This window comes from Mycetocola sp. Y442, assembly GCF_056898615.1.
In genome coordinates, this window is record NZ_JBXHBV010000001.1 from 160,527 (window position 1) to 186,381 (window position 25,855).

A 25,855-nucleotide genomic window follows, 5' to 3' on the forward strand; every position below is an offset into this window, starting at 1 on the left:
CCTGTGTCGGTGGTCAGTCGAAACGGATGATGTCAGTCGAAACGGATGATGAGGCGCCCGACGGTCTGCCCGCCGGCCAGCTCCTGAATCGCGGCCGGTGCGTCGTCGACGTCGACGACGCCGCCGATGAGCGGGGAGATGGCGCCCGTCTCGGCGAGTTCCGTCAGCGCGGCATGGGCCTGCCGGACAAGCTCGGGCCGACGCTCGGAGTACAGGGCCCAGTGCAGGCCGAGCACCCCGTAGTTCTTGACGAGGGCGTGGTTGGCCTTCACCTCGGGTACCGCGCCACTCGCAAAGCCAACGACGACGATTCGTCCCTCGAACCCGATGCACTTGGTCGAGCGTTCGAAGCTCTCGCCGCCGACCGGGTCGAACACGACGTCGGCACCGCGGCCGCCGGTGATCTCGTTCACCCTGGCGACAAAGTCCTCGTCGCCGCGGACGATGACGGCCTCGGCACCGGCAGCACGCGCCGACTCCGCTTTGGCTGCGCTGCCCACAACGCCAATCACCCGTGCACCTGCAGCCACACCGAGCTGGACCGCAGCGCTTCCGACGCCGCCGGCTGCGGCGTGGACCAGAAGGGTCTCGCCTGGCTGGATCGCCGCACGTCGATGCAGGGCGAACCACGCGGTCTGGTAGGCGATCATGAGGCCGGCGGCCTGCTCATCGCTGAGGCTGGCGGGGGCGAGGTGCACGGCGCTGACCGGAAGCACCGCGTATTCAGCGAGTACTCCGATGCCGGTGCCAACCACCCGGTCGCCGATCGCGAACGACGCGTCGCCATCGGCATCCGTTGCGTCACCGATGCCGACGATCTCGCCGCACAGCTCAATGCCAGGGCTGAACGGAATCTCGGGGCGCACCTGGTACTCGCCTCGAGCGAGCAGGACGTCCGGAAAGTTGACGGCGACCGCGCGCGTGCGAATCAGGACCTCGCCTCGAGCCGGTTGAGGAATCGGAACGTCGTGGAGTTCGAGAACCTCCGCTGGTTCTCCGTGGCGGACGACCCTCCACGCCCGCATGAGCTCAGTGTCAGGCATTGTTCGCCGCAATGCTGACGAGGTAGAGATCCGTGAGCTGCTGGGCCAGGAGGGTTTTGTCTTCGGGGCCCTCGGGGGAGTACCAGTGCGACAGGTAGTGCACGTCGCTGAAGAAATGGGCGATGAGAACGGGGCGAGGAATGTCTGTGCGGTAAATGCCCTCCTTCTGCCCGGTTTCGATGAGCGTGCTGAACACATCGTTGTACGCACGGCGACGGCGGGTGACCTCGTGCTGGCGGGGCTGGGAAAGCATGTGCATGCTGCGGAAGAAGACGGTGCCCTCCGGCAGGAAGTCGATCGAGGTCTCGATCACGTCGATGCAGGCGGCGCGCAACACGTCGGCGACGGGGCCACCGCGTGCGACGATCGCGTCAAGGTGTGCCTTTTGTTCGGTGAGTATGCGCTCATAGATAGCGAAGAGGAGATCGTCCTTGGACTGGAAGTAGTGGTACATCGCGCCCTTGGTCACACCCGCCTTGTCGACGACCTGCTGCACCGACGTGTTGGCGTACCCGTTCGCGGCGAAGAGCTCGACCGCCGCTCGGGTGATGTCGTCTACGACTGTGGTTTCTCTCATCCGTCTTTCCTTCGTCAGTTCTCTCGTCATGGTCAGCCAACCGGGCGGATGCTGCCGCCGCCATCGATCACAACGCATTGTCCGGTGATCCAGGCGGCGTCCTCCGAGAGGAGGAACGCTACAGGACCCGCGACATCCTCCGGTTCGCCGAGCCGGCCGAGTGGATACTCCTCGGCGACGGCTGCTTCCCTGCCCTCGTACAGCGCACGTGCAAAGTCCGTCTTGATGACGGCCGGGGCCACAGCGTTGACCCGGATGCCCGGCGCGAGTTCGAAGGCGAGTTGCGTTGTCAGGTTGATGAGTGCTGCCTTCGAGACGCCGTAGAACGCGATACCCGGACTTGCTGCCAGCGCCGAGATCGACGCGAGGTTCACCACAGACCGGCTGAGTCCGACGGCGACAGCGTCGCGGGTCCACTCGAGGGCGGCGATTACGTTGACGTCGAGGATTTTGCGGATGATCGACGGGTCGCTTTCGAGAACCGGTCCGTATGCGGGGTTGATGCCGGCGTTGTTGACCAGGTGATCGAGCCGACCGTGGCGATCCAGCACGTGCGCAAGCGTTGCGGCCCGGTGGTCACCGTCATCCGCCTTGCCCTGGACAGCCGAAGCCCGTTCACCCAGGTCGGCGACGGCCACGTCGAGGGCGTCCTGCTTCCGACCGGTGATGACGACGTGTGCGCCCTCCGCAACAAGTCGGTGGGCGATCGCCAGTCCGATTCCACGGCTGCCGCCGGTGATCAGGGCAACCCGGCCCTCGAATCTCTGCATTCGCTCTCCTTCGAGTTCTCTGCCTGTGGCGTCGCGGGTACCGGTGCGGGCCGGATACCAACCGACCAGCCGGTATGTCACCCGCGAGACTACACTACTGGCTCGGTCGGCGTAGGACCGGCGTGAATTGTTCGAGCACTGTGGCGAGTCCGTCGGCAATTCGATCGGCGGGACCCCGTTGCCTGTTCGGTGCGGGGTGCCTAGCATGGCGGCATGACCGGTGGTGAGGAACCGCAGGAGTCCGCACGGGGTGCTCAGCCTCGTCGTTATCTGTTCGCGCTCATCGACGCTGGCGGCACGGTTCCACCGGAACTCGGGGTTGTTCGCCGGCTCGTCGACAGGGGGCACAGTGTCACGGTGCTCGCGGGCGAGTCGATCGCGGATCAGGTGCACAGCACCGGTGCCGACTTCCTGCCCCGCGCGTCGGCCCCGTCCGGTGTCTTCCGGGACTGGGACCTCTCACCGCTGGGACTCGCCAAAGCCATGGCCGACCACATGATGATCGGGCCGGCGCCCGCCCAGGCCATCGATACCGGGGCGGCGATCGATTCACTCCACCCCGACCTCGTCGTTGCATCCGCCTTCGCGGTCGGCGCGATGGTTGCTGCGGAGGCCCGCGGCGTTCCGTTCGACCTCCTCGTTCCCAACGTCTATCCCTTTCCTGCCGAGGGGATGCCGCCGTTCGGGGCGGGGCTCACGCCTTCTCACGGACCTCTCGGCCGCACACGCGACAGGGTTTTCTCGGCCGCCGGGGTTCGACTCTTCGACAGGTACGCCCTGGCCGGGACCAACGCGCTTCGTGCTGAATACGGGTTGAGCCCGGTAACGACAGCGTGGGATCAAATGCGCCGGGCACAGCGCCACCTGATTCTGACGTCACAGTCATTTGATTTCCCGGGACGACTTCCGGCCAATGCGCGCTATGTCGGACCGATTCTGGATGATCCGCGCTGGGCGGTGGGTGACGCGTGGGTTCCGCCAGCGGGTGACGGCCCGCTCGTGCTCGTTGCGATGTCGTCAACGTTCCAGAATCACGTCGGGAGCATGCAGCGAATTGTCGATGCGATGGGGATGCGGCCCGTGCGCGGGCTCGTCACAACAGGCCCCGCAGTGCGCCCCGACGACATCGTTGCGGCGTCCAACGTCACGGTTGTCGAGTCAGCACCCCACCAGGAGGTCCTGCGCCAGGCTGACGTCGTCATCACGCACGGCGGCCACGGAACGGTGATCAAAGCCCTCGCTGCGGGAGTGCCGCTCATCGTTCTCTCCCACGGCAGGGACCAGGCCGACAACGCCATCCGAGTCACAACGCGAGGTGCCGGGATCTCGCTGTCACGCCGCGCTTCCGCTCCACGAATAGCCCGGGCTCTCGATGACGTTCTCAGCACACCGTCCTACGGTGAGGCCGCGAAGAGGCTTGGCGCCGATGTCGCGCGTGAGGCATCCGGGAGCGCGCTGCTCGAGGAACTGGAGCGACGGCTGTGAGCCGCCTCAGCCCCCGTCGGTCGTCACGGCGACGGGGGGTTTGCGCATCGACGCGAGCGGCGAGAAGTGTAGCGGGGCCGTCTCCCACCGCGTCGTGAACGTCGAGGATGCCAGGTCAAGTACGACGTGCAGCCTGTGCGGTGTATCGATGAACATGACATCGACGGCCAGGATGCTGCCACCCGGCTGCCAGCCGGCGCTTGCGGAGGTCGCATCGTGCGTGATCCAGGCACCGAAGCCCGCCGGGACCTCGAGCCGGGCGTCACGCTCGACGAACGTGAGGCGCAACTCGGTGTCGGTGGCGCCGGGCTCGACGACCAGGTGTTTGAGGCCGGGGTAGGAGGTGTCGGGGAGCGTCGGCGTGAACGTGCCGCCGTCGATCCGCTGGTCGCTCGAACCTCGTTCGACCGGGGCGATGGCGAGGGTCGCCAGCTGTGCGTCGAGCGCGGCATCCGCTTTCTCGCTCCCGCGTTCCTCGCCGGGCTGGCCGATCGCGGGCAGCAGGTGAGTCCACGCCAGATCGAGAACGCCCTGCATGTCAGTGCTCTGGCCGGTCATCGCGAGAACGACCCCGTGCTCGGGCAGAATCACGCAGAACTGTCCGTATGCGCCGTCTCCCCGGTAGCCGTGGCGAGCCATCCAGAACTGGAAGCCGTAGCCCTGCTCCCAGTCGGATGCCGGGTTGGAACCGTTGGACACGTGCGCCCTGGTCGCCTCGTCCACCCATTCACCGGGGATCAGATGTGCTCCGTTCCACTCGCCGCGCTGCAGGTAGAGCTGGCCGAGGGACGCGATCGCTTCGGTCGGTGCGTGGAAGCCGCTGAAGCCAAGTTCGTGGCCGGCGGCATCCGTGATCCAGCCGGTGTCGTCGATTCCGAGCGGATCGAACAGCCGGGGCCTGAGGTACTCGGTGAGCGACTGGCCTGTGGCGCGCTGCACAATGAGGCCGGCGGTGTACGTGCACGGCTGGTTGTACGCGAACACCGAGCCGGGCTCCTCGTCGGGAGGGAGCAGCAGGAATCCGCGCACGATGTTCACCGGGTCGATGGCGAGGGCGCGATCCAGGGTTTCTTCGCGGTGCCCGCTCGCCATCGAGAGGATGTGCCTGATGCGCATCGAACGGCTGCGGGGATCGGTGATCTCTGCGTCGAGCTCGGGGAAATGGCTGAGAACGGTGTCGTCGAGGCTGAGCAGGCCTTCCTCGACGGCAAAGCCGACCGCGGTCGACGTGAAGCTCTTGCTGAGCGAGTAGAGCAGGTGCGGTCGGTCCGCCGTGTATGGCGCCCACCAGCCCTCGGCGAGAACGTGGCCGTCGCGCAGCACCATGAGACTGTGCGGTTCGATGTCGGGGGCCGCCTCGAGCGCCGAGATGAAGGATGTTATCCCTCGTGCGTCGACGGAATGGGCTGACGGAGTGCTTCTCGGCAGTGAGCTGTGCATGGGCTCAATCGTATGACCCTTCACGGGAACTGATGACCGCCTCCGGCCTCAGAATGCCTGGGCTTGTGTTGTGGTTGCGTGGCTCATCGCCCAGTCGATCGCGTGATCCGCTACTTCCTCCCATCCCGCCTGGCTCACGATGCGGTGGGACCGTCCGGGGTATTCGACGCGCTCGACGAGCGAGGGCCCCGCAGCGTACTTCTTGAGCATTGCCTTCTGGATCGCCGGTGGGGCGACGTGGTCGATGGCACCGGAGATGAGCAACAGCGGAGCCCTGCCCGGCTTTCTGAAGTCCACGCGGGTGATGCCAGACCGAGGCCGTGGGATCGACGCCACTCCCTCGAAGAAGATCCGGTTCGGCGAGTCGACAGCACTGGCTTCCCACTCACGATCGGATTCCGCACGGCTCAGGTCGTTGCCGAAGGTGTAGTGGAAGTGGCCCTTGCTGATCGGCTTCGTCTTGTTGATCCGGAACGGGTTCGAGAGGATCGGGAACCCCGTCCGCAGCGTGCTGAATGGGAGTGTCGTCACGCCGGCCGGCTGGCCCGGTTCGACGCCGACTCCGGCAATGCCGAGGCCTCGATCGAGAAGCATCTGGATGAAGATTCCGCCGAAGGAGTGGCCCATGATGATGGGCGACTGGTCGAGCTCACGGATGATGCGGTCGTAGTGGTCTACAGCCTTACGGATGCCAAGTCCCTCCAGCGCCCGGGGATCCCGCCGGACATCGGCGGGAGACCGGTCGTCGATTCCTGGCCACCCCGGGACGATCACCTCGTGGCCCCTGGCGCGATAACGTCCGGCCCACGTATTCCAGCTCGATGGCGTCATCCACAGCCCGTGGACGAGGACGACCGGGGGCTTTCTGCCGGGTGACACCGGCTGGGCGTGTTCGTCAGACATGACGCTCCTTCGTTTGGATTCGAATGCGTGGGATGCCCAGAAGCTAGCGGTTGTTGCCCGGTGAGCGCCTTCACTTCGCGCGCACTTTTCTGTGCCGGTTGTGCACACCGGCGGGAGCGGCGTCGGCCTCAGGACACCTGAGCAGTGCGCATGTCGGGTCCCAGGCGGGCGCTGTCGCGTTCCGGGGCGCTGAGCAGGTGCCATTCGGATGGCGCACACCCGAATCGGCCGCGGAAGGCTCGTGAAAACGACGAGTGGTCGGTAAATCCGCAGAACCGTCCGATGGCTGACACTGAAAGATGGGCTGTGGATTGTTCGCCGAGCAAATCAGCCGCGCGAGCGAGGCGTTCCTCGCGGACCCACTCTTTCATCGAGATTCCGCGCTGCCGCATGACGGCGAAGAGATAGCGCCGGGACACCCCGAAATACGCGGCTACGCGATCGGCGGTGAGGTCCGGATCGGTGGCGTGCGTCTTCAGATACGCCATGACCCGGAGCCCGAGCGTTCGACCCAGCGGTTCGCGGCTCCGAAATTCATCGCCCGCTGCGGTCGTCAGAAGCGCGCGGACGATCTCGATCGACGGAGCGGCGAGTGCCGACTCGTTGTCGGGATCGAGCGGGGGAAGCGCCGAGAGGTCAGCGAGGTAACTGGCGAGAAAGGACGCCATCGGACTGTGCCCGATGTCCTGGGATACGAGGTTGCGGAGAAACAGGTGCGGCAGGCCGATGTCATCCAGTGGCAACGAAAAGCCGCGGAAGAGGCTCGCCGATGGGACCATGACCGTCCAGGGTGACAGGCTCCAGATGGGGATGATGGAACCGGGCATGTTGCGGTGAAACGCATCGCCGTGCGCGATGGCTACCGGTCCCGTCGACACGGTGAGAACCAGCCGCGGCTCCGAAAAATCGTGGGCCTGCGCGGTGGTCCGCTCGCCGACGTAGTTACTGAAGTGGGTCTGCGTCAGTTCGATGCCCCGGAACCGCCGGGTCTGGTGATCGAAGTGAACGGGCTTCGTCGCCTCGAGCGCGCCAGCGTGAAACGCCACCGACGCCGAGCGGGCCAGTTCGTCGAGCAGCGCCGAACGGTCAGAGAGACCAAGCCCTCGCACGCTGAACTCTTCCATCCGGTCTCACCGACCTCGATCACGTCACGATGTTGCACCGCTGCCCCGTGAGGCGTTGTTGCGACGACAGTAACGCACGTGGCGCATTCTGGCCATGAGTAGCCGACCTGGATGCGCGTGCCATCAACGCCGTCCGCTGGCGGACGAAGCTCTCGCCGGTGCATGACGTGAGTCGCGGCGGCCGCGCTCTGCTCTACAGCGTTATCCCGCGGAAGGTGAGGAATGGCGTCGGGTCGGTGTATGCCCCTGTACGAATCTTGAGGTCCAGATGGCAGCCGGTGGCCACGCCGGTCATGCCCACCTTGCCGATGATCGTGCCAGCCTGGACGAGCTGACCGGCTTTCACGGTAAACGAACCGGTTTGCATGTGGCCATAGATTGACTCCAGCCCACTGCCGTGGTCGATGGTGACTCGCTCACCGAACGCGCCGGCGTTCCGCGCCTCGACCACTCGGCCCGGTGAAATCGCTTTGATCGAGGTGCCGCACGCAGAGCCGAAGTCGATTCCGTCGTGGAAAGTGCTGGAACACCCTCCCGGGGTGCAGATCACGGGACGCGGTCCGTACCACGATGTGATTTTTCCGGCGACAGGACGGACCCAGGCTGCGTTTGCGTCGTGCATATAGTTGCCACCGCGACTCTCCGGACCGGCATTGAGCTGCGAATCATCGGTCGCGGTCACAACGACAGTGGGCGCAGACGCCTGGACGGCGTCGACGGCGTTGGCCGGAACCGACAGCCCAGTCACGAGCGAGGGAACAGCGATGCACAGCGCCAGGAACGACCGAACCATACGCGGACGCTGGCGTCGCGAGTGATGACCTGAATCTGACACAGTTCTCCTCGATGTCGGTGAAGCGCGCGCTTCGTCACTGATGTTATCGCTGTGAGTGCGTGAAACCCGTGGCTGGAGGTCAATCGTGTCAGGAAGCCACAGGGGATGACGGTTACCATCGGTGGATGCCCCCACGCTCACCACTCCCGCAGCGCCACGGGCTTGACCCGGCGTGGATGCGCACGGCCGATCTCGATCGGACGCAGCCTGACCCGTGGCCGACGATGGGCGCGTGGCTTGACGCGCGACTCTCCGAGTTCATCGACGTCGACGCGTTTCTCGCGGACGGGCGGTTTGTCTACGAGTCTGGAGCCGCGGTTTCCGGGAGCGATGGGTATCGCCCGCATACGTTCGTGTGGTTTCACCGGGATCTCCGGGAGGAAGCATCCGTACCGGGAGATATCCACGTCGTTCACCGCGATGATCGGATCGTCGTCATCGACAAACCGCCGTTCCTCGCGACGATCCCGCGCGGCAGGCACGTACAGCAGAGCGTTGTCGTGCGGCTCCGCGCGGAACTCGGCCTGCCAGAACTGTCACCGCTGCACCGTCTGGACCGGGTGACATCCGGTCTGCTCATTCTCGCCACCGAGAAGCGCTGGCGGGCGGCGTATCAAACCATGTTCCAGCGCGGTGATGTCGGCAAGGTCTATCGCGCGCTCGCCCCCGTGCGGTCGGACCTGCACCTGCCCGCCGTGGTGACCAGCCACCTGATCAAACGCCGTGGCCATATGCAGGCGGAGACGGTCGCTGACCTGCCCGCGAACTCGGAGTCGCTGATCGAGCTCGAGACAGCACTCGACGACGACCGGGCCGTGTATCGCCTCACGCCCCGAACCGGCCGCACCCACCAGCTGCGGATGCACATGCTGAGCCTCGGGATCCCGATCAGCGGCGACCCGCTCTACCCGGTCGTTCGGGACGTGTCGGTGGACGACTTTGCGAACCCGCTGCAGTTGCTCGCGAGCGAGCTGAGTTTCACCGATCCGATCGACGGAGGGCCGCGGTCATTCGAGAGCGTGCGGGCTCTGCCGTTGCTTGGGGAGCGCGCGCCGGTCTGAGCTCAGACCGAGAAGCCGCCGTCGGCCTTGATCAGCTGCCCGGACACCCAGCGTCCCTCTGGTGACGCGAGGAAGCTCACGACGCCGGCGATGTCATCCGGTGTGCCGAGTCGGCCGGTCGGTTGGCGCGCGATCGCCGACGCACGGATCTCGTCGTTCATCCAGCCGGTGTCGATGGGCCCTGGGTTGAGAACGTTCGACGAGATGCCGAGCCCGCCCAGTTCGCGGGCAGCGGCGATGACGATCCGGTCGAGCGCGCCCTTGCTGGCACCGTACGGCATGTTGTCGACGACGTGGTCGCTGGTGAGAGCGATGATCGACCCGCCAGTTGGCGGGACCTGTTCCGCGAGGGCACGGATGAGGAGCCAGGCCGCGCGGGTGTTCACCGCGAAGTGGCGGTCGAAGCTCTCGATTGTCGTATCCAGGATGCCCGAATCCACCGACTCAGAGTGCGCGAGCACGAGGGTGGAAACAGGACCGAGCTCGGCGGCTGCCCGTTCGATCACGGAGGCGGCACCGCTGGGGTGCGCGAGGTCCGCCTCGATCGGAAGCACTCGCCTGCCCGTCGCGCGGAGCTCATCCGCGATATCGGTCGGATCGGCCGGCGAGCCGCCCAGCGACATCCGCTGTTCGTATGGTGTCCAGTAGTTGAACGCGATATCGAATCCGTCGTGCGCCAGGCGGAGCGCGATCGCCCGTGCGATTCCGTTTCTGCGCCCGACCCCGGTAATGCAGGCGACGCGCGGCTGGTTGGTCTGGTCTGACATGCTGCCAACGTAGCGGAAGGTGAGCGGCTGCGCCGGATCGCCGAGCGCTGCACATCCATGCTCGCGCTGCACAAGCTTCTGTAGCGCGGGCATGGATCTGGAGCGCTCGATGCCGTCCCCACTGTTGTGACGAAAGTGCACACCGCAGCGGGTCGCCGCTCGACCAGTAGTCGCGGTGGGGTGAGCGGTTGGGCCGGATCGCCGAGCGCTGCACATCCATGCTCGCGCTGCACAAGCTTCTGTAGCGCGGGCATGGAACTGGAGCGCTCGATGCCGAGGGGCGCTCGACCCCGGCTCCCGAACTAGACTGCAGCGATGATGGCAGCGCAGCCGGGCATCGACGCGGAGCCGATCACGCTCACGCTCCCTTTTGCCGGCCCGTGGCTGGTCCAGAACAGCCCGGCCAGGCGAGTACCGAGTCACGGGACCGACCTGCTCGGAGAGAGATACGCGATCGACTATGTCGGGGTCGACGCTCGCCGCCGCACCGCGGAGCGATCCGGCTGGAATGCTCTGATTGGCACCGAGCCACCTGAGGCATTCTTTTCCTTCGGCAGACCGATCCTCGCGCCGTGTGACGGCACAGTGGTTGCCCGTCACGACGGAGAGCCCGACCACGAGGCTCGCCGTTCGCCACTCACTCTCGTGCCGTACCTGCTCGGCCAGCGCGACAGGCTTCAGCAGGGAATCGCAGCGATCGCCGGCAACCACGTCATCCTCCGTCTCGACGACCGCGACGCGTATGTCGGCCTCGTGCACCTGAAGCGGCACTCGTTCCGGGTCGACGTCGGCGATCAGGTGTCCGTGGGGCAGCAGCTCGCCGAGTGCGGAAACTCCGGTAACTCGACCCAGCCCCACGTGCACGTCCAGGCCATGGACAGCGCCGACCTGTCGGTCGCCCGCGGCATCCCCATCGTGTTTCGCGACTTCAGCGAGCAGATGCTTCGAACCCGGGGGTTTCGTTCGCGCGCCTTCGGGGTGCCGGGTGAGGAGTCGGTCGTCGAATCCACCGCGACACGGCAGGACTGACGGGCAGGCATCAGCCGATGCGCTGCTCCAGGTAGCTCTCGGCCTCGCTGTGCACGACCCTCGCGAGGGCGCCGTTCACCAGACTCATCTGGGGCGGGACGTGGCCGCACTCGATGTCGGCGACAATCGGTACGCCGAGCGAACCCAGGGCGTCAAGGACTGCCTCATCCTGGCTGAGCGAGTCCATGTCCGGTGCCGCGGTGCGACCGATGAGAATTGCGGATGCTCCGTCAAAGAATCCTGCAAGACGCATTCCGTGCAGGTTCCTGCAGATATCGAACGCGTTGTCCCCGGCTGCCTCGAGGTATACGAGGGTCGGCTCCTGGCCCGAGGCGCCTCGGAGAGGCGCTGTCGAGCCGAACGGCGTGCCCACGACGTTCGCGAGCGTTTCGATACATCCGCCGATCAGCCGGCCGACGGCATCCACCGGTTCGATACCGGCGTCGAGGCGGCGCCAGGTCCCGGTGCCCGTCCAGCTGTGCCTGGTCACGTCGGGCTGCGCAAACCAGTCGTCGTGGTCGTTCGCGCGGTGTACGTTCGCGGGGGACTGACGAATCACCGCTCCGACCGGCGCCATCGCGATGTCGAGCCAGCTCGCGAGGCTCTCGGGAAGCTCATACGGAGTGTCCATGAGGTTGGGGCCGTGGATCGTCGCCCAGCCCGAGAGAAGGGTGAGAGGAGTGAGGAGCGTCGACACGTCTGAATAACCCACGAACCAGGTCGGCTCCGCGGCGGCCAGCGCGTCGAAGTCGAGCAGGGGCAGCAGGTCGATCGCTGTTTCGCCGCCCCACGGCGGGATGACCGCGCGAATCGCTGGATCGAGCAGCATCCCCATCAGTTCTGTGGCGCGAGCGGATGCCGGTGCGCTGATATGCCCGGTCCCGTCCATGCACTCGCCGACCTCGACCCGAAAACCCCTGTCGCGAAGCCACTGGATCGCGAACTCCAGTCGCCCCCGTTCTCTCTCACCGACACCGCTCGACGGTGCCGTCACCCCGATGAGGTCGCCGGGCTGGAGAGGGGCGGGGAAGACAGGATGCATCGGGCCAGAATGCCATAGTTCGGTCGCGGGATGCCTGCGCTGGCGGCCGCTCTCGCCGTTCGTAGGCGCTGCGTCCGGCGCTGCGGGGGAGTCGGAGAGAGCGCCCTCACGGTGCGTTGACGGCGCGCGCCAAAGAGTGGCGGCGGGCACCCTAGGCTGAAGCCATGGAAAACGCCCCAGCCGCAGCTGAAGCCACGACCCTCGACCCCCGTGAGCTCGCCGTTGCGCTCATGGACATCTCCGCCGATGTACGGCGGAAGTCGCACGAGGGCACCGGCGTTCCGGCGCTGTCCAATGGCGCTTTCGACATCGTGCGGGTCATCGAGAGCAATCCGGGAATCACCGTCGCCGATCTCGCCTCCCGGCTGGGTCGGCAGCTCAGCAACGTGAGCACCCAGCTGAAGGAACTCGTCGTCAGGGGCTTGATCATCCGCAAGCACAACCCCGCGGACAAACGGTACGTCGCGTTGTATCCGACCGAGGAATCGCTCGGGATCAAGACCCTCCTCGAGACGGCGTGGTCTGATGCCCTTGGCAACGCCGCATCACAACTCTCCGCCCAGGAACTCGAGCAGGTCCAGTCGAGCCTTCCCGCTCTTCGGCGCCTCGCCGAGATCCTCAGCAAGTAAAACTAACGCTCGGGTGTCGGCGCGAAATCGTGCACTACTGCCTCGCCACCCTGCACGGTGACACAGGACGACTCAGGGATTTCCTGCCACGCGCCGCGGAGGTCCCCGAAGGGCTCTGACACGATGAGCCGCGCATCGTCGGAGAGTTCGTGAAGCACAGGGTTGTCGGGGTACTGGTGGCGGAGAGTGGAAATCTCTGTGCTGTGAAACAGTGACCGCGACAACCTCTCACTGGAGTAACGAAACGCCCAGGTGGTGTCGCCGTCGGTCGTGGCCACGGTCATCTGAAGAGGAAACGGGATCCCGTGGCGCCGACCGGTCTCCTCGATGAGGCTGACCGCTCGGGCAACGGCCAGCCGCGGATTCTGTTCGAGGCCGAAGGTGAGAGCGAGGAAGAAGAACACCTCGGAGTCCGTCGACCCCTCGATCTCCGGATACAGCGACGGGTCAACAGTCATAACCAGGTCCCGCTTGACCGAGTGGAAGTTCGCGATCGAACCGTTGTGCATCCACAACCACTTGTCATGCCTGAACGGATGACAGTTCGTCTGCTGGATCGGTGTGCCCGTTGATGCGCGAACGTGCGCGAAAAAGCGACCGGTGGATGTCTGCGCTGACAGTTCCCGGAGGTTGCGGTCGTTCCACGCCGGCTCCATGCTGTGAACGATTCCGGGTGTGGCTCCTCGGCCGTACCAGCCGATGCCGAATCCATCACCGTTGACGGATTCGACGCCGAGCGTCGAGCGCTTACTTTGAATGATGAGTGAATTGGCCGGCTTGTAGAGCAGGTCTTCAAGCATCACCGGTGAACCGGAATACGCAAGCCAACGACACATGGGGTTCTCGCTCTCGTTTCGGCACCACTGGATCCGTCAAGCAGGCGGCCATTCTCTCACCGGCGTAGCGCCGTGAACCGGGCAAGAAGCCACCCACCTGGGACCAGCGCACACCCGATCGCGGGGAGCGCCGACACCAGCGGCAGCACAACCGAGAGAACATCTCTCTCGACGCCCGGGTTGTCCGGCACGAACTGGACGAAGTAGAGGTTCCGGTCGATGACCCCGATGAGGATCAACCCGAGGCCGAGGAGCACCGCGACACGCGGACTCAGCCTGGGTGGGAGGCGCAATTCGTCCGGTTCGACACCAGTGCCCGCTTCTGTGCCGGGCGACACTCGCTCGCGCGCTGGGACGACTCGCCCGACGATCGCGGCGACAAGGAACCCGGCGCCGAGCGATATGAAAAGGTTCAACAGTGCGATGAGCGACATCACGGGCCAGCTCACGGCGAGCTCCTGACCGCCCAGAGACGAGGCGGCCACCGCGACAGCCCACGAGCCATAAACGCCGCTGAGGATCAGGACGATGCCCAGCCAGAACGCCCGTCGTGGGTCGAGCCAGTCCGCGATGCCCCGGCGCGGCCGGTGGCGCATGGTTTCGGATGTCATGGCCCGAAGCTACTGGACGTCGGCGAACCGCGCCAGAGAGGCTGCGGGCCGTGCCGGAGCCCGCCCGCCCCTGCCTAGTTGTCCGCGAGCGCGGGCAGGAGTCGGACGAGCCTCGCCGTGTTCGACTCATCGATCTCGGCGATGGAGTCCCGTGACTTCACGAAATCGGAGAACGAACGGTACCCGAGGGCCTTCTCGCTGAACGACGGGTCCATGCGCTTCATCTGGGTCTTCACGTTTGAACTGTGCAGCCAGTCGGCGTCGTCCTTCTCGTGACCGAGCCGCAGGGCCCGCTCGAGAAGACCCGTTGCGACCTCCTGGGGGTCCGGCTCGTCCTCGGGCTCGTCCTCGACGATCGGGTCAGGGGAGGCGGCGCGTCTCGATGCGCGGCGCCGAGGCGGTGCCGCAGCAATGTCGGGGCCGGAGAAGACCAGAGCCGTCGCGGGAGCGGCGTCCTTCGCTGGTTCTTCCGCCACGGCATCCGTCGGCGTCTTTTTCGACCGTGACGGTCGTTTCTCTGGCGCAGCTGTTTCGGGCGCCTTCTTCTCCACGACCGGGGTCGCGGGGAGTGCCTTGATGCCGGGGAGCGCGTCATAGGTCGCGAACTCGTCACACGCGGCGGCGAGCGAGCGGCTTGTCGACCCGGCGACGCCGATGCCGACAACGTACCGGCCGAGGCGCTTGCAGCGCTGGGCGAGCGGGATGTAGTCCGAGTCACCGGCGACGATGATCACGTGCGTGAGGTCGGGAAGGCGGAACATGTCCTCGACCGTGTCCACGGCGAGGCGGATGTCTGCGCCATTTTTCGCGTATGCGGCCGCGGGGAACAGCTGGACGAGGTCGACAGCACGGTTGACCAGCTGGCCGCGGTAGTCGGCGTTGACCGGCGCTGACCAGTCCGCGTACGCGCGCGTCAGCACGAGGGTGCCGAAGGATGAGGCGAAGTCGATGATGGCGCCGACGTCGACGGTTGCCAGAGCGAGCTTCTCGGCCGCTTCGGGGTCGGCCTGCCGGTCTGCGGGGCTGAAACCGCGGGCACGATCGCGCATGAACTGGCCGCGGCCGTGCACCTGGTCGTACCGCGAGATCACTATGTTGTCGAAGTCGATATAGACGGCGACGCGAGAGTCGACGGGTTCAGGCATGGGGAAAAACTCTTCTCAATAAATCGGGGTGTGTAACCAGTCTGGACGCTGAGGGGGTGGCGCGCCAAAAGAGGGGGCAGGATGCGCCCGGGTCACCACCTCGAGGAGGGGGCGGATATGCGCTCTCAGTGGGTCAGAGCACGCAGCTCGTCCACGGTTCCATCGAAGACGTTCATGTCGATGAATTCCTCCTCACCGTCGTAGCCGGGCAGGCGGTCACGGTTGGAGTACTGCCAGAACGTCCAGTCCCGGTCGTCGGGGAGAGTCGGCTCTTCTGCGATCGACCTGATCCAGATCGGGTTGTCCTGGTAGGCGTCGACGAGATACCTGTCGTATGCCTTTTGCGTTGCGTAGATGATCGGTGGAGCGCCGTAGTGCGCCTCGAGTGCCGCGAGAAGCGGGTCGAGGATGCTCTTGACGTGGCTCCGGCTTGGTGGATTGTCGTAGAAGTCGCCATAGTATTCGAGATCGACGGTGACGGGGAGCGTTCCGGGTTCCACAGGCACCGTGTTGATGACGTTCTCCGCCTGAGTTTCACCCGCGCTCTCGAAGCTCATGAAGTGGTAGGCGCCGACGATGAGATCGGTGTCTCGTGCTCCCGCCCAGTTCGCGGCGAACTGGGAATCCTGCGACCCTGATCCCTCTGTTGATTTGATGATCGCGAAGTCGATGTCTTCGCTGCCGAGCACCGTCCAGTCGATGTCACCCTGGTAGACGGAGACATCGACCCCACGCGTCTCGTACCCGGCGGCGGCGACGCGGTTGGGCCAGATCACGCCGGTGGCGATCAGGGCTGCGACCACTGCGACGATGACGCCGACGGTTGCAGCGGCAAGGAGGACACGTCGTCGGCGGGTGGTGCGTGACGCGGATTTTGTGGGCACGGCCACAGTCTTACAGAAGGTCAGCGCGTCACGCGTCCGGCGGGCGGAACTCGCTCAGGGTCAGTTCACCCCCTTGCGGGTCACGGATAGTGGTGAGCGCGGCCCATTCGGACTCCCAGTTTCTCAACACCGTTGCACCGAGTTTCTCGGCAAGCTCAACGCTTTCATCGCGGTTGTCCACCCTGAATGTCACCCGCCAGTGCGGGAGTTCAGAGTCGGATGCCGGCTGCAACGCGCCTATGACGTCGGCGAAGCCGTCGGGGACATCCGCCTGCCTGACGTAGATGTCGGGGTCTGCTGTCGAGGCAAGGTGGTTGCCATAACCCGGCACACTGATCATCGCGTCGAGCTCGGGGCCGAGGTCCGCGTATGTCCAGCCGAAGACGCCCGTGTAAAAGGCGGATGCCGCGTCCGTGTCGGTTGTGCGGAGGTCGCTGAAATTCCAGGCGCCGGGAGTATTCACCACCTGGGCGCCCAGCCGCCGGTACGGCTGCCAGAGGCGGAACTCGGCGCCCTGCGGGTCGGCGCAGATAGCAGCGCGGCCACCGGGTCCTGCGTCGGCTGGGGCCGACAGCACAGTCCCACCGTTCGCGAGCACCGAGTCCGCCGTGGCGTCAGCATCCGTTACCGCGATGTAGGTGTTCCACACGGCGGTTCCCGAGCCGGTGCCGATGGCCGCAACGTCGTCGCCGTCGAGATGGGCGATCAGGTATTGCGCCGGCGCACCAGGAGGCATCGCGTTGGTGAAGGTCCACCCGAAAAGTTCGCCATAGAACACACTCGCCATCGTCGGGTCCTGCTGTTCTGTGTCGACCCAGCAGGGCACACCGTGCGGATAGGTTCGCGGAACTGTCGTCATCGGCTCTCCTTCGTCGCTGCGACTCGCTTCGCACGCGTCGCACGGGTCAGGCTAGTCCTCTTCCCCGAGCGCGAACAGGTTCACGAAAAACCGCCCTCCACTCGACGGGTCGAGTGGAGGGCGGTTTACGCACATCGTTCGCGATCAGCTTCGCGGCTTGCGCGTGTCCTTGTCTTCGCGCCGGGCGGATGCCGAGCGGTCGGGCCGGAGTTCGATCAGCTTGCCGCTGATCCGCGTGTCCTTGAGCTTCTCCAGCGTCTCGGGGGAGAGGTTCGCCGGCAGCTCAACGATCGAGAAGTCGGGGAGAATCTTGATCCCGCCGAAGTCCTCGCGGCTCAGTCCACCCTCGTTCGCGAGGGCACCGACGATCTGGCGCGGTTCGACCTTCTGGCGCTTGCCGACCTCGATCCGGTACGCGGAAAGCTGCTGGTCGCTGGATCGCGGACGGCGCTCGGGACGGTCGCCGCGGGCCGGGCGGTCGTTCCTGTCGTTTCCGCGGGCGGGGCGGTCATTACGGTCGCCCCGTGCGGCGCGGTCGTCGCGCTCCATCCGCTCGCGGTCCCTGCGCTGGTTGCGCTCGTCCTCTGCCGTCAGCAGGAGGGGCGTTTCGCCCTGTGCGACGACAGCGAGGGCAGCAGCGACATCGGCCTCGGGAACGTCGTGGTGCTCGACGTAGTGGTTGATGATGTCGCGGAAGGTCTCGATCCGCTCGCTGTTGCTCAGCGCCTCGGTGATGGCGTCGTCGAACCGCGCGAGGCGGGTGACGTTGACGTCTTCGACGCTCGGCAGCTGCATCTGCGTCAGCGGCTGACGGGTCGCCTTCTCGATCGCGGTGAGCAGGCGGCGTTCACGCGGGGTGACGAAGCTGATTGCCGCGCCGGAACGGCCCGCGCGGCCGGTCCGGCCGATGCGGTGCACGTACGACTCGGTGTCGATCGGGATGTCGAAGTTGACCACGTGGCTGATGCGCTCGACGTCAAGACCGCGAGCCGCGACATCCGTTGCAACGAGAATGTCGAGCTTGCCCGACTTGAGCTGTTCGACGGTGCGCTCGCGCTGGGCCTGCTGCACGTCACCGTTGATCGCCGCTGCGGCGTATCCGCGGGCGCGGAGCTTCTCGGCGAGCGTCTCGGTTTCGTTCTTGGTGCGGGTGAAGACGATCATGCCCTCGAAGTTCTCGACCTCGAGGATGCGGGTGAGCGCATCGACCTTCTGTGGGTACGACACCATGAGGTACCGCTGCGTGGTGTTCGCCGAGGTCGTCGTCTTGTTCTTGACGGTGATCTCTTCGGGGTCGTGCAGGTACTTCTTGGAGATCCGTCGGATCTGGGCAGGCATGGTGGCGGAGAACAGTGCCACCTGCTTGTCTTCGGGGGTGTCGGCGAGGATCGTCTCGACGTCTTCGGCGAAGCCCATCTTGAGCATCTCGTCGGCCTCGTCGAGCACGAGGTACTTGAGCTGCGAGAGGTCGAGGGTGCCCTTTTCCAGGTGGTCCATGATGCGGCCGGGGGTACCGACGACGATGTGGACACCGCGGCGGAGTGCTGACAGCTGTACGCCGTAGCCCTGTCCGCCGTAGACCGGGAGAACGTGCACGCCGCGCATGCCGCCGGCGTAGCTCTCGAATGCCTCACAGACCTGGAGCGCGAGCTCACGGGTCGGTGCGAGGACGAGCGCCTGCGGGGTTTTCTGCGTCATGTCGAGCCGGGAAAGGATCGGCAGGGCGAACGCTGCGGTCTTTCCCGTGCCCGTCTGCGCGAGGCCAACGACGTCGCGGCCCTCGAGGAGGACGGGGATGGTTGCTGCCTGAATAGCGGAGGGGGTTTCGTACCCGACTGCCTTGAGGCCTTTAAGGACTGAGTCGCTCAGTCCAAGATCGGAAAATGTGAGAGCTTCGCGGGCAGTTTCTGCCTCGCTCAGCGTCGTCGTGTCGGAAGACGTCATAGGTTCAACGGTAGCCCCTCTTTGGGGATGTGGTGTCAAGAGGCTATTGTGTGCGCCAGCGTCGGGGTCGCAAATGGGTCAAACTCGCACGTTTGCGCGAATTTTGCTGCCCGGGGTGCGTTGCACGGCTGAGCATCGGCTTCGTGACGATTGCGTGACAGCGCCCTCGCGGCATCCGCCCCACAGGGCCACAATAGGGAAATGCCCTCAGTGACCCAGGTCGTCCGCTCGGTTCTTGCCCCACTGACCCGCACTCGCGTGTTCCGGGCGGTCGGACCGCGGCTGCTGCCGCTCGGTGAACGGCTCCTCGCGCGGCTGACCGGTGGGCGGGTCCAGGTCAGCGGTTTGCTCGTGCCGTCGCTGGTGCTGCACTCCGTCGGCGCCAGGAGCGGCGAGGAGCGACTGACGCCCCTCATGTACACGCCCGACGGTCGTGGCCGCGCGATCGTCGCCGGGACGAGTTTCGCTCGGGAGCGGCATCCCGCGTGGACCTATAACCTCCTCGCACACCCGGATGCGGTCATCACGGTGAAGGGCCGGCGACTCGCTGTGCACGCGACGCTTCTTGAGAATGACGCGGACCGGGAGCAGGCGTGGCACCGGATCGAGCGTCAGTGGCCGGGTTACCGCAGCTACGAACGTGACTCCGGTCGGCGGGTCCGGCTGTTCGTCCTGCAGCCGGTGCGCGAGCTGACTCCGGATGCCGCCGGGCGCGACGGCGGGACATCGGCGGATGCTGCGGGGTCAGAGCGTCAGCCGGATTAGAGCGCGAAGATCGCTGAGTTCGACTCGGGATCGATGGGAAGCGATGAGTGCTCGTGGACGATCCGCCACGCGCCGTTCTGCCGCTGGAGCCCGACACTGAAGCGATTGGTCGTCGAGCGCAGCCGCTCGCCATCGGCGGAAGTCGCGGAAAAGGTTGCGTCTGCGTGGCCAAACGCGAGGTCGTCGCCGACGAACGCCCTGAGGTCGGTGAACTCGACCTGAACCGATTCGTCGCCCAGCGAGCTGAACCACCCCATCGCCATCGCGCGCCACGCCTCTATGCCCAGATACTGCCATTGCGCCCAGGAGTCGAAGACGTGCACATCGTCGGCGTAGACGGCGGCGAACGCGGCGACATCGCGGGCGGCTACCGCGGCTCGATACGCCTCGAGGACTGCGGTCACCGGGTTCGTGTTCTCGCTCATGTCTGACTCCCTTGTCGTCGCGTTGTTGTCGCCGTAACGTCGCGTTGTTGCGAATGCTAGCGGGGCCAACCGACGCCGGGCCAGGGGTCCGTGTGTGACGTGAGCCGCGACATCCGCCCGCCGCCGCGTTCGGAGACCCACGGCTGACATTCAGGAACGAGGGAACACGAAGGGAGTCGCATGCGTTCTCCTTCTCCGGCAGACTGTTTTGAGACAAGGGAGCCACTATGACGAACACAACACAGACCGCGATTCTCGCCGGCGGATGCTTCTGGGGCGCCCAGGAGCTGCTGCGCAAGCGTCCTGGAGTGATCTCCACCCGCGTCGGATACTCCGGCGGCGACACCCCCAACGCGACCTACCGCAACCACGGCACCCACGCCGAGGCGGTCGAGATCGTCTTCGACCCCGAGCAGATCTCGTACCGTGACCTGCTGGAGTTCTTCTTCCAGATCCACGACCCCTCCACCAAGAACCGCCAGGGGAACGACGTTGGCCTGAGCTACCGCTCGGCGATCTTCTACCTCGACGAGGAGCAGAAGCGCGTGGCGCTCGACACGATCGCCGACGTTGACGCGTCAGGCCTCTGGCCGGGACCGGTCGTGACCGAGGTCACACCCGCCGGGGACTTCTGGGAGGCCGAGGAGGAGCACCAGGACTACCTGGAGAAGTACCCGAACGGATACACCTGCCACTTCGTGCGCCCGGGGTGGAAGCTCCCGCACCGTGAGTCGGAGCGCGTCTCCTAGGTCGCCTCCCGAAACGCCGTGGCCTCGAGCCGCGGCGTTTCGTCGTTAACGGCGGCGGGTGGCTCAGCCGACCATTGAGCGCAGGGTGATCGCGTTCCGAACCGCGTTGCCGCCACCATCGTTATTGAAGTAGACGTAGACATCCGTTCCGGCGTCGCGCCACTCGCGCAGGCGGTCTGCCCACCAGGCGAGGTCCTGGTCGGAGTATGAGCCGCCGTAGAGGTGATCATGGTCGGGGCCGTGCATGCGAACATAGGCGACGGATGCCGTCACGCGCAGCACGCAGGGAAGGCCGGCGCCGCTCATCACGCAGTAGGCAGCACCGTGGGACTCGAGCAGCCGATAGACGCCTTCGTCGTGCCAGCTGGGATGCCGAAACTCGACGGCGACCGTGATCCAGTCGGGCAGGCGCCCGAGGAAGTAGTCGAGCCTCGCGTCGTCGCGCTCGAGGGACGGAGGCAACTGGACGAGGAGCACGGCTCGCTTGTCGCCGAGTTCGTGCCAGGCGTGGGTGATCCTGTCGATCCAGGGTTCGGGAGCGTACAGCTTCTTGCCGTGGGTGAGGCCCCGCGGGGCTTTGACCGAGAGCCGGAATCCGGGCGGGAGCCGGTTGCGCCAGCTCGCAAACGAGGCGTCGCGCGGCCAGCGGTAAAAGCTCGCGTTGAGTTCCACGGTGTCGAAGGTGCTCACGTAGTGCGCGAGGCGGTGCCAGCGGGGGAGTCCTGGCGGGTAGAGAACGCCGTCCCAGTGGTCGTAGCTCCAGCCGGAGGTACCGATGTGAATGCCCATCCGACCTCGCTCTCGTCAGCGTCAACGCTAATCCATTGCGGCGCGCGGGTGGCGGGGCGTCGGTGCGTGCGAGGTGGCGGTGGTATCGAACCACCGCCACCTCCTCCGCTGGGACCTAACCGCCGCGCGTTAGTGCCAGACGGATGATTCCGCGAGGACCGCGTCGATCTGGCCGAGGGCCTCGGTCAAACCTTCCACCATTCCCATCTCGAGCATCCCTTCGAGTTGCTCAGTGCTTCTGAAAGTGTTGAGCAGGGTCATCCTGGTACCGCCATCGACGGGTTCGAGGGTGACAACGACCGCGGCGACATCTTCAGCGTCGAGTGGGTCGCCGTTATCGTCGGCGAACCCGTCGACGAACTCAAGGCGATTTGGGGCATCCATTGTTATGAACTTCCACCAGCCGCGGGGTTTCGCTCCGTCCGGGGTGGTCATGTAGTAGCGCACTTCGCCCCCCGGCACGAACTCGAACCTCTCGAAGGTCGCGGGGACGGTGGGCGGCCCCCACCAGCGTTCGAGCTGCCGCGGGTCTTCCCAGACCTGCCAGACGCGCTCAACCGGCGCCGCGAACTCGGTGGTGAAGGTCAGGGTGAGGTTTTCGACATCCGTGTGTGAATTGACAAGAGTCACTTGTCGCTTCCTTTCTCAGGCTCGGAGAGTATCTCCCCGATGCGACTGGCACGGTCGTGCCAGATCTTTTCATAGGCGTCGAGCAGCTGGGCTGCCCGGCGAAGCGCTTCGGTGTTTCCGTGCACGATCTGCTCCCGACCTCGACGCTCCTTGGTGACCAACATCGCGCGCTCGAGCACCGCTACATGTTTCTGGACCGCGGCGAAGCTCATGTCGTAGTGCGTCGCGAGGTCGGAGACCGACTGCTCGCGGCGCAGTGTGCGCGCAACGATGTCTCGGCGGGTCGTGTCTGCCAGTGCCTGGAAGATGCGGTCCACCGCGATGTCACTCAACTCATGTACAACCATTTGGTTGTAGGTTAGCAGGTCGGTTTGGGGTGCGCTAGGGGTGGCGTGGGGAGCTTGGGGAGCGGATGCCTGGGGTCAATGTCTTCGACGCGCAGGGTGATATCACTTGATTGCGACCTGACCCCGGTGGAACTCACATGGCTAATTTAGACAACGACTGGATTACGAGTTACAGGTATCTTTGCGGTGGATAGATAGTGCTTTTTCGCCCGTGATTCCGGGGGAGTTCGTGACAATGGTTGCATTTGCCGTGGTAGAACCGGGTTCGGCTGGGAGTAATTCTCGGCCATTGGGCAAGAAAATTCTGGGAACTTTTAGTAGAAACTACTTTCGAAACTGTGCTTGATGCGATATTATGAAGTATGGCAAAGGTGTCCGAGCAGATTCGAGAAGTCGCCCTTCGGGTGTGCGACCAGATCGCTCGGTATGAAGACGCCATTGAGGCCATGGGTCGTGTGGCGGGGGATGCTGCGGGGCCGGAGCCAGCCGCTGGCCCCGAACCTGCGTCAGGATCTGAACCGGCGTCGGGCCTACAGGTTTCGCGCAGGGGAGGGTCTTCGTCTGCAGCGGTTTCGACCGGCATCACCGAGTTCGGTGGTGCCGGTTCGTCGTTTAAACGCCCGCGGTTCGTGCCGGTGGAGCCGGAACCGTTGAGCAGTGGGCCTGGTGTCGGTCCCGGCGATGCTGGCACTGGCACTGGCTTGCCGTTGTCGATGGTGTTGGAGCGGGCGGCGAACGCCGAACTCGAGGAATTGCTCCGCAACGCGGCGCGGGCGAAGTCGGAACTTGACGCGGTGATCGCGGCCGGTGCTGGTGTCGCGGCGAAACGGTCGGCGCGTGACCTGGGTTACTCGGGGTGGGCTCAGTCGACCGGGGATCGCACCGCCGTGAACCTGGTGCAACGGTTAACCGGGTCGACGAAGTCCGAAGCCTTCCGGCAGGTGCGGCTCGGTGAGGCGATGGGCGAGGCGGATGCCGCCACCCACCCGACCAGGTTCGCACCGGGCGCCGATGGCCCTGATGGATCTTCCGGGTCAGGCGGTGATGGCGCTGACGAGCCGTTGATCGATGTGGATGGGAAGATCCTGGTTGATCCCGACGCCGACCCTGAAACGGATGCGCGGGTGTCGGTGTTGCGGCCGGTGCCGGTCGTGCCGTGGCATGAACCGATTTCTCGGGCAGCGCGGGAGGGGGTGATCCGGTCCGAGGCGGTGACGATCATCATGCGGGGCCTCGGACAACCGAACGACCGGGTCGATGTGGAGATGCTGCGGGCCGCGGCGGTGGAAATCATCGCGGATGCTGCCGGGGTGAACGCTGACGAGCTGGGGGTTAGGGCGCGGCATTTGCGGGACCGGATTGATCCGGCCGGGGTGCAGTTGAGGTGGGATGAGCGGTATGCGAACCGGAAGTGGCGGTTCGGCCGCAATGAAGACGGCACGAAGACAGCGTATGTGGCCTTCGATGAGGAAGGCGCCGCGTGGGTGGAGTCCATCGTCGGGGCGACGTTGCGACCGCGGCGGGGTGGCCCGCGGATGGTGGACCCGGTTGAAGCGGAACGGGCCGAGAAACTGCGGGTGGATGAGCGCAGTAACGACCAGATTGTGTATGACATTCTGATGGGTGCGATGCGGACCGGGGTGCAGGCCGACCCGACCACAACGTACGGGTCCCGGCAACCCGGAATCCGGGTCGTGATGACCGAGGAGAACCTCGACAACCGCGCCACCGACAGCGAGGGCGCTGAGCACCTGGTCGGTACCGGGTATCTCGAAGACAGCAAAGACGCGGTTCCGGGCAGTGTGATCGAGAAGCAAATCTGTATCTCCGGGATCTCACCGATCCTGATGGACACCTCAGGCACGATCCTCGACGTGGGCCGGGAACAACGCTTGCACACCCGGAAACAGCGGGTGGCGATGGCGGTTCGTGACGGTGGCTGTCGGATCGAGGGGTGTGAGTGTCCACCGTCGATGACCGAGGCGCACCACATCAACGAATGGGCCGCCCACGAAGGCTGCACTGATCTCGCGGACGGGATCCTGTTGTGTCCGTATCACCACACCCTGGTGCATACGTTTGGCTATCGGGTGGTCCGGATCGAGGGCGAGTACTACCTGATCCCACCACCGGGTGAGAACGGGGAACGGATCCCGATCCGGATGCCATCGAAGTCACCGTTGGAGAAGGAACGCCTCCGGCTGGCCGGGATCAAGGCCGCAACCGACGCCGCGGACGCCGCAGCACGAGCCGCAGCCGCCGGGAACAACGGTGCCGGTGCACGCGGGTCAGACGGGACAGGCGGAGCCAGCAGTGCCGATGGTGGCGGTGACAGGGCGGGAAGACCGGGTGGCCAGGCGCCAGGGGAGAACTCCGCCCACCCGCCGACACGACTCGCCAGCGCCGGGTAGACGACACAACGCCCCTCGGATCGCGACCGGAGCCTTTCATGGCCACCGCGAAGACGTTCCAGGTAAGCCTGACCTCATCCTTTTCGGGGAGAGGCGTGACCGCAGCCTTGATTCCGACTCACTGGAAACGGTTTTGGGACAGGTGGCCGGGACCGTTCAACGACGGTCTAGTGACCGACGCGGCCAAAGAGGAACGACGCCGAAACGCGGACAGCGTCATCGACAGTGGCACCCATCTCCTTCGGCAGGGCACCCTGCAACCAGAGAGTGGCAAACCCATGGACAAAGGCCCACGCACTCACGTTGGTGAGGATGGTGTCACCACCCCGGCGTTCCGGTGGCAACGAGGCAACACCACGGAACAGTGCCGATCTGCTTCGGTTCCGAGCCTTGACCAGGTCAGGATCATCGTTTCGCAACAGGTCGGGTCGGAACATGACCTCGAAGTAGGCCTCGTGATCAACGGCAAACCGTACATAAGCCACACTGAGCTCAACCAGGTCGGTCGCCGGTTCAACCCGCCCGAGGGCATCCGTCAACCGGGCGTAACCCTCGGTTGCCACCGCGGTGAAGAGGCCTTCCTTGTCACCGAAATGATGAGCCGGCGCCGCATGAGAGACCCCGATCTGGCGCGCGAGGTCGCGCAGGCTGACGGCAGCAGGGCCGTTCTCGCTGATGACCTCGACAGCCGCATCGATGACGGCCTGCCTCAGATCACCGTGGTGATACGGACGCTCAGTCACCCTGCTCTCCTG

The 25,855-nt window shown here is 65.4% G+C and carries 27 protein-coding genes; 7 read left to right on the forward strand and 20 right to left on the reverse strand.

The window, feature by feature from the left end:
* Positions 1 to 32 precede the first annotated feature (32 nt).
* From AC1X6S_RS00770 to AC1X6S_RS00780, 3 genes are read right to left on the reverse strand one after another with little or no spacing between them, the layout of a single operon-like run.
* Entirely contained in the window at positions 33 to 1,043 is a 1,011-nt protein-coding gene (locus AC1X6S_RS00770; RefSeq protein WP_483403939.1) for an NADPH:quinone oxidoreductase family protein, read from the reverse strand.
* Positions 1,036 to 1,620 (reverse strand): TetR/AcrR family transcriptional regulator, encoded by a 585-nt coding sequence (locus tag AC1X6S_RS00775; protein ID WP_483403940.1) that lies wholly within the window; start codon positions 1,618 to 1,620, stop codon positions 1,036 to 1,038. The genes AC1X6S_RS00770 and AC1X6S_RS00775 overlap by 8 nt, the downstream gene beginning before the upstream one ends.
* A 32-nt stretch (positions 1,621 to 1,652) precedes the next feature.
* The gene (locus AC1X6S_RS00780) at positions 1,653 to 2,390 is read right to left on the reverse strand and encodes an SDR family oxidoreductase (protein WP_483403941.1); all 738 of its coding nucleotides are present in this window, start codon (positions 2,388 to 2,390) and stop codon (positions 1,653 to 1,655) included.
* Positions 2,391 to 2,603: 213 nt separating this feature from the next.
* On the opposite strand from AC1X6S_RS00780, the gene AC1X6S_RS00785 reads away from it, so the two are divergent.
* On the forward strand, positions 2,604 to 3,875 hold the full coding sequence (locus AC1X6S_RS00785; protein ID WP_483403942.1) for a glycosyltransferase: 1,272 nt from the start codon (positions 2,604 to 2,606) through the stop codon (positions 3,873 to 3,875).
* Between the two features lie 6 nt (positions 3,876 to 3,881).
* Here AC1X6S_RS00785 and AC1X6S_RS00790 read toward each other — a convergent pair whose 3' ends face one another.
* The 4 genes from AC1X6S_RS00790 to AC1X6S_RS00805 all read right to left on the reverse strand — a co-directional run bounded on the left by AC1X6S_RS00790 (position 3,882) and on the right by AC1X6S_RS00805 (position 8,135).
* Positions 3,882 to 5,315, reverse strand: coding sequence for a serine hydrolase domain-containing protein (locus AC1X6S_RS00790; protein WP_483403943.1), 1,434 nt, complete (start codon positions 5,313 to 5,315; stop codon positions 3,882 to 3,884).
* Between the two features lie 48 nt (positions 5,316 to 5,363).
* Entirely contained in the window at positions 5,364 to 6,218 is an 855-nt protein-coding gene (locus AC1X6S_RS00795; RefSeq protein ID WP_483403944.1) for an alpha/beta hydrolase, read from the reverse strand.
* 128 nt (positions 6,219 to 6,346) lie between these two features.
* Positions 6,347 to 7,342, reverse strand: coding sequence for a helix-turn-helix transcriptional regulator (locus AC1X6S_RS00800; RefSeq protein WP_483403945.1), 996 nt, complete (start codon positions 7,340 to 7,342; stop codon positions 6,347 to 6,349).
* Positions 7,343 to 7,535: 193 nt separating this feature from the next.
* Entirely contained in the window at positions 7,536 to 8,135 is a 600-nt protein-coding gene (locus tag AC1X6S_RS00805) for a M23 family metallopeptidase (RefSeq protein ID WP_483403946.1), read from the reverse strand.
* Between the two features lie 167 nt (positions 8,136 to 8,302).
* Between AC1X6S_RS00805 and AC1X6S_RS00810 the strand changes: the two genes are divergently transcribed.
* Positions 8,303 to 9,238: a pseudouridine synthase gene (locus AC1X6S_RS00810; protein ID WP_483403947.1), complete on the forward strand. Its 936-nt coding sequence runs from the start codon at positions 8,303 to 8,305 to the stop codon at positions 9,236 to 9,238.
* A gap of 2 nt (positions 9,239 to 9,240) precedes the next feature.
* On the opposite strand, the gene AC1X6S_RS00815 is transcribed toward AC1X6S_RS00810, so the two are convergent.
* Positions 9,241 to 10,005: an SDR family oxidoreductase gene (locus AC1X6S_RS00815; protein ID WP_483403948.1), complete on the reverse strand. Its 765-nt coding sequence runs from the start codon at positions 10,003 to 10,005 to the stop codon at positions 9,241 to 9,243.
* Between the two features lie 315 nt (positions 10,006 to 10,320).
* Between AC1X6S_RS00815 and AC1X6S_RS00820 the strand changes: the two genes are divergently transcribed.
* On the forward strand, positions 10,321 to 11,034 hold the full coding sequence (locus AC1X6S_RS00820; RefSeq protein WP_483403949.1) for a M23 family metallopeptidase: 714 nt from the start codon (positions 10,321 to 10,323) through the stop codon (positions 11,032 to 11,034).
* A gap of 10 nt (positions 11,035 to 11,044) precedes the next feature.
* Here AC1X6S_RS00820 and AC1X6S_RS00825 read toward each other — a convergent pair whose 3' ends face one another.
* Entirely contained in the window at positions 11,045 to 12,076 is a 1,032-nt protein-coding gene (locus tag AC1X6S_RS00825; RefSeq protein ID WP_483403950.1) for a S66 family peptidase, read from the reverse strand.
* Between the two features lie 164 nt (positions 12,077 to 12,240).
* Here AC1X6S_RS00825 and AC1X6S_RS00830 point away from each other — a divergent pair, with 164 nt between their 5' ends.
* A complete protein-coding gene (locus tag AC1X6S_RS00830) occupies positions 12,241 to 12,705 on the forward strand; it encodes a MarR family winged helix-turn-helix transcriptional regulator (RefSeq protein ID WP_483403951.1) in 465 nt (154 codons plus the stop codon).
* Positions 12,706 to 12,707: 2 nt separating this feature from the next.
* Here AC1X6S_RS00830 and AC1X6S_RS00835 read toward each other — a convergent pair whose 3' ends face one another.
* From AC1X6S_RS00835 to AC1X6S_RS00860, 6 genes are all read right to left on the reverse strand, one after another.
* Positions 12,708 to 13,541 carry a class II glutamine amidotransferase gene (locus tag AC1X6S_RS00835; protein ID WP_483403952.1) on the reverse strand — a complete coding sequence of 278 codons (834 nt, stop codon included), beginning with the start codon at positions 13,539 to 13,541 and terminating at the stop codon, positions 12,708 to 12,710.
* 56 nt (positions 13,542 to 13,597) lie between these two features.
* Positions 13,598 to 14,152: a hypothetical protein gene (locus tag AC1X6S_RS00840; RefSeq protein ID WP_483403953.1), complete on the reverse strand. Its 555-nt coding sequence runs from the start codon at positions 14,150 to 14,152 to the stop codon at positions 13,598 to 13,600.
* Positions 14,153 to 14,226: 74 nt separating this feature from the next.
* A complete protein-coding gene (locus AC1X6S_RS00845; RefSeq protein WP_483403954.1) occupies positions 14,227 to 15,297 on the reverse strand; it encodes an NYN domain-containing protein in 1,071 nt (356 codons plus the stop codon).
* 125 nt (positions 15,298 to 15,422) lie between these two features.
* Entirely contained in the window at positions 15,423 to 16,181 is a 759-nt protein-coding gene (locus AC1X6S_RS00850) for a GH25 family lysozyme (RefSeq protein WP_483403955.1), read from the reverse strand.
* Positions 16,182 to 16,209: 28 nt separating this feature from the next.
* Positions 16,210 to 17,040 (reverse strand): VOC family protein, encoded by an 831-nt coding sequence (locus AC1X6S_RS00855; protein ID WP_483403956.1) that lies wholly within the window; start codon positions 17,038 to 17,040, stop codon positions 16,210 to 16,212.
* Between the two features lie 144 nt (positions 17,041 to 17,184).
* A complete protein-coding gene (locus AC1X6S_RS00860; RefSeq protein WP_483403957.1) occupies positions 17,185 to 18,984 on the reverse strand; it encodes a DEAD/DEAH box helicase in 1,800 nt (599 codons plus the stop codon).
* Between the two features lie 201 nt (positions 18,985 to 19,185).
* Here AC1X6S_RS00860 and AC1X6S_RS00865 point away from each other — a divergent pair, with 201 nt between their 5' ends.
* The gene (locus AC1X6S_RS00865; protein ID WP_483403958.1) at positions 19,186 to 19,749 is read left to right on the forward strand and encodes a nitroreductase/quinone reductase family protein; all 564 of its coding nucleotides are present in this window, start codon (positions 19,186 to 19,188) and stop codon (positions 19,747 to 19,749) included.
* On the opposite strand, the gene AC1X6S_RS00870 is transcribed toward AC1X6S_RS00865, so the two are convergent.
* On the reverse strand, positions 19,746 to 20,174 hold the full coding sequence (locus tag AC1X6S_RS00870) for a YybH family protein (RefSeq protein WP_483403959.1): 429 nt from the start codon (positions 20,172 to 20,174) through the stop codon (positions 19,746 to 19,748). The two genes, AC1X6S_RS00865 and AC1X6S_RS00870, sit on opposite strands and share 4 nt — an antisense overlap.
* A 227-nt stretch (positions 20,175 to 20,401) precedes the next feature.
* On the opposite strand from AC1X6S_RS00870, the gene msrA reads away from it, so the two are divergent.
* Positions 20,402 to 20,923, forward strand: coding sequence for a peptide-methionine (S)-S-oxide reductase MsrA (gene msrA, locus AC1X6S_RS00875; protein WP_483403960.1), 522 nt, complete (start codon positions 20,402 to 20,404; stop codon positions 20,921 to 20,923).
* 63 nt (positions 20,924 to 20,986) lie between these two features.
* Here msrA and AC1X6S_RS00880 read toward each other — a convergent pair whose 3' ends face one another.
* From AC1X6S_RS00880 to AC1X6S_RS00890, 3 genes are all read right to left on the reverse strand, one after another.
* Positions 20,987 to 21,712: a DUF72 domain-containing protein gene (locus AC1X6S_RS00880; RefSeq protein ID WP_483403961.1), complete on the reverse strand. Its 726-nt coding sequence runs from the start codon at positions 21,710 to 21,712 to the stop codon at positions 20,987 to 20,989.
* A gap of 129 nt (positions 21,713 to 21,841) precedes the next feature.
* Positions 21,842 to 22,342: an SRPBCC family protein gene (locus AC1X6S_RS00885; RefSeq protein ID WP_483403962.1), complete on the reverse strand. Its 501-nt coding sequence runs from the start codon at positions 22,340 to 22,342 to the stop codon at positions 21,842 to 21,844.
* Positions 22,339 to 22,689, reverse strand: a complete 351-nt coding sequence (locus AC1X6S_RS00890) for an ArsR/SmtB family transcription factor (RefSeq protein WP_483403963.1) — start codon at positions 22,687 to 22,689, stop codon at positions 22,339 to 22,341. The genes AC1X6S_RS00885 and AC1X6S_RS00890 overlap by 4 nt, the downstream gene beginning before the upstream one ends.
* Positions 22,690 to 23,051: 362 nt before the next feature.
* Here AC1X6S_RS00890 and AC1X6S_RS00895 point away from each other — a divergent pair, with 362 nt between their 5' ends.
* Entirely contained in the window at positions 23,052 to 25,100 is a 2,049-nt protein-coding gene (locus AC1X6S_RS00895) for a DUF222 domain-containing protein (protein WP_483403964.1), read from the forward strand.
* A 167-nt stretch (positions 25,101 to 25,267) separates the two neighbouring features.
* On the opposite strand, the gene AC1X6S_RS00900 is transcribed toward AC1X6S_RS00895, so the two are convergent.
* Positions 25,268 to 25,843 (reverse strand): TetR/AcrR family transcriptional regulator, encoded by a 576-nt coding sequence (locus AC1X6S_RS00900; RefSeq protein WP_483403965.1) that lies wholly within the window; start codon positions 25,841 to 25,843, stop codon positions 25,268 to 25,270.
* Positions 25,844 to 25,855: the final 12 nt, after the last annotated feature.

What these genes read in the sequence shown, in the direction of transcription:
- AC1X6S_RS00770 (WP_483403939.1), bottom strand. Translation starts at nt 1,043, where the DNA reads ATGCCTGACACTGAGCTCATGCGGGCGTGGAGGGTCGTCCGCCACGGA.
- AC1X6S_RS00775 (WP_483403940.1), bottom strand. Translation starts at nt 1,620, where the DNA reads ATGAGAGAAACCACAGTCGTAGACGACATCACCCGAGCGGCGGTCGAG.
- AC1X6S_RS00780 (WP_483403941.1), bottom strand. Translation starts at nt 2,390, where the DNA reads ATGCAGAGATTCGAGGGCCGGGTTGCCCTGATCACCGGCGGCAGCCGT.
- AC1X6S_RS00785 (WP_483403942.1), top strand. Translation starts at nt 2,604, where the DNA reads ATGACCGGTGGTGAGGAACCGCAGGAGTCCGCACGGGGTGCTCAGCCT.
- AC1X6S_RS00790 (WP_483403943.1), bottom strand. Translation starts at nt 5,315, where the DNA reads ATGCACAGCTCACTGCCGAGAAGCACTCCGTCAGCCCATTCCGTCGAC.
- AC1X6S_RS00795 (WP_483403944.1), bottom strand. Translation starts at nt 6,218, where the DNA reads ATGTCTGACGAACACGCCCAGCCGGTGTCACCCGGCAGAAAGCCCCCG.
- AC1X6S_RS00800 (WP_483403945.1), bottom strand. Translation starts at nt 7,342, where the DNA reads ATGGAAGAGTTCAGCGTGCGAGGGCTTGGTCTCTCTGACCGTTCGGCG.
- AC1X6S_RS00805 (WP_483403946.1), bottom strand. Translation starts at nt 8,135, where the DNA reads ATGGTTCGGTCGTTCCTGGCGCTGTGCATCGCTGTTCCCTCGCTCGTG.
- AC1X6S_RS00810 (WP_483403947.1), top strand. Translation starts at nt 8,303, where the DNA reads ATGCCCCCACGCTCACCACTCCCGCAGCGCCACGGGCTTGACCCGGCG.
- AC1X6S_RS00815 (WP_483403948.1), bottom strand. Translation starts at nt 10,005, where the DNA reads ATGTCAGACCAGACCAACCAGCCGCGCGTCGCCTGCATTACCGGGGTC.
- AC1X6S_RS00820 (WP_483403949.1), top strand. Translation starts at nt 10,321, where the DNA reads ATGATGGCAGCGCAGCCGGGCATCGACGCGGAGCCGATCACGCTCACG.
- AC1X6S_RS00825 (WP_483403950.1), bottom strand. Translation starts at nt 12,076, where the DNA reads ATGCATCCTGTCTTCCCCGCCCCTCTCCAGCCCGGCGACCTCATCGGG.
- AC1X6S_RS00830 (WP_483403951.1), top strand. Translation starts at nt 12,241, where the DNA reads ATGGAAAACGCCCCAGCCGCAGCTGAAGCCACGACCCTCGACCCCCGT.
- AC1X6S_RS00835 (WP_483403952.1), bottom strand. Translation starts at nt 13,541, where the DNA reads ATGTGTCGTTGGCTTGCGTATTCCGGTTCACCGGTGATGCTTGAAGAC.
- AC1X6S_RS00840 (WP_483403953.1), bottom strand. Translation starts at nt 14,152, where the DNA reads ATGACATCCGAAACCATGCGCCACCGGCCGCGCCGGGGCATCGCGGAC.
- AC1X6S_RS00845 (WP_483403954.1), bottom strand. Translation starts at nt 15,297, where the DNA reads ATGCCTGAACCCGTCGACTCTCGCGTCGCCGTCTATATCGACTTCGAC.
- AC1X6S_RS00855 (WP_483403956.1), bottom strand. Translation starts at nt 17,040, where the DNA reads ATGACGACAGTTCCGCGAACCTATCCGCACGGTGTGCCCTGCTGGGTC.
- AC1X6S_RS00860 (WP_483403957.1), bottom strand. Translation starts at nt 18,984, where the DNA reads ATGACGTCTTCCGACACGACGACGCTGAGCGAGGCAGAAACTGCCCGC.
- AC1X6S_RS00865 (WP_483403958.1), top strand. Translation starts at nt 19,186, where the DNA reads ATGCCCTCAGTGACCCAGGTCGTCCGCTCGGTTCTTGCCCCACTGACC.
- AC1X6S_RS00870 (WP_483403959.1), bottom strand. Translation starts at nt 20,174, where the DNA reads ATGAGCGAGAACACGAACCCGGTGACCGCAGTCCTCGAGGCGTATCGA.
- msrA (WP_483403960.1), top strand. Translation starts at nt 20,402, where the DNA reads ATGACGAACACAACACAGACCGCGATTCTCGCCGGCGGATGCTTCTGG.
- AC1X6S_RS00880 (WP_483403961.1), bottom strand. Translation starts at nt 21,712, where the DNA reads ATGGGCATTCACATCGGTACCTCCGGCTGGAGCTACGACCACTGGGAC.
- AC1X6S_RS00890 (WP_483403963.1), bottom strand. Translation starts at nt 22,689, where the DNA reads ATGGTTGTACATGAGTTGAGTGACATCGCGGTGGACCGCATCTTCCAG.
- AC1X6S_RS00895 (WP_483403964.1), top strand. Translation starts at nt 23,052, where the DNA reads ATGGCAAAGGTGTCCGAGCAGATTCGAGAAGTCGCCCTTCGGGTGTGC.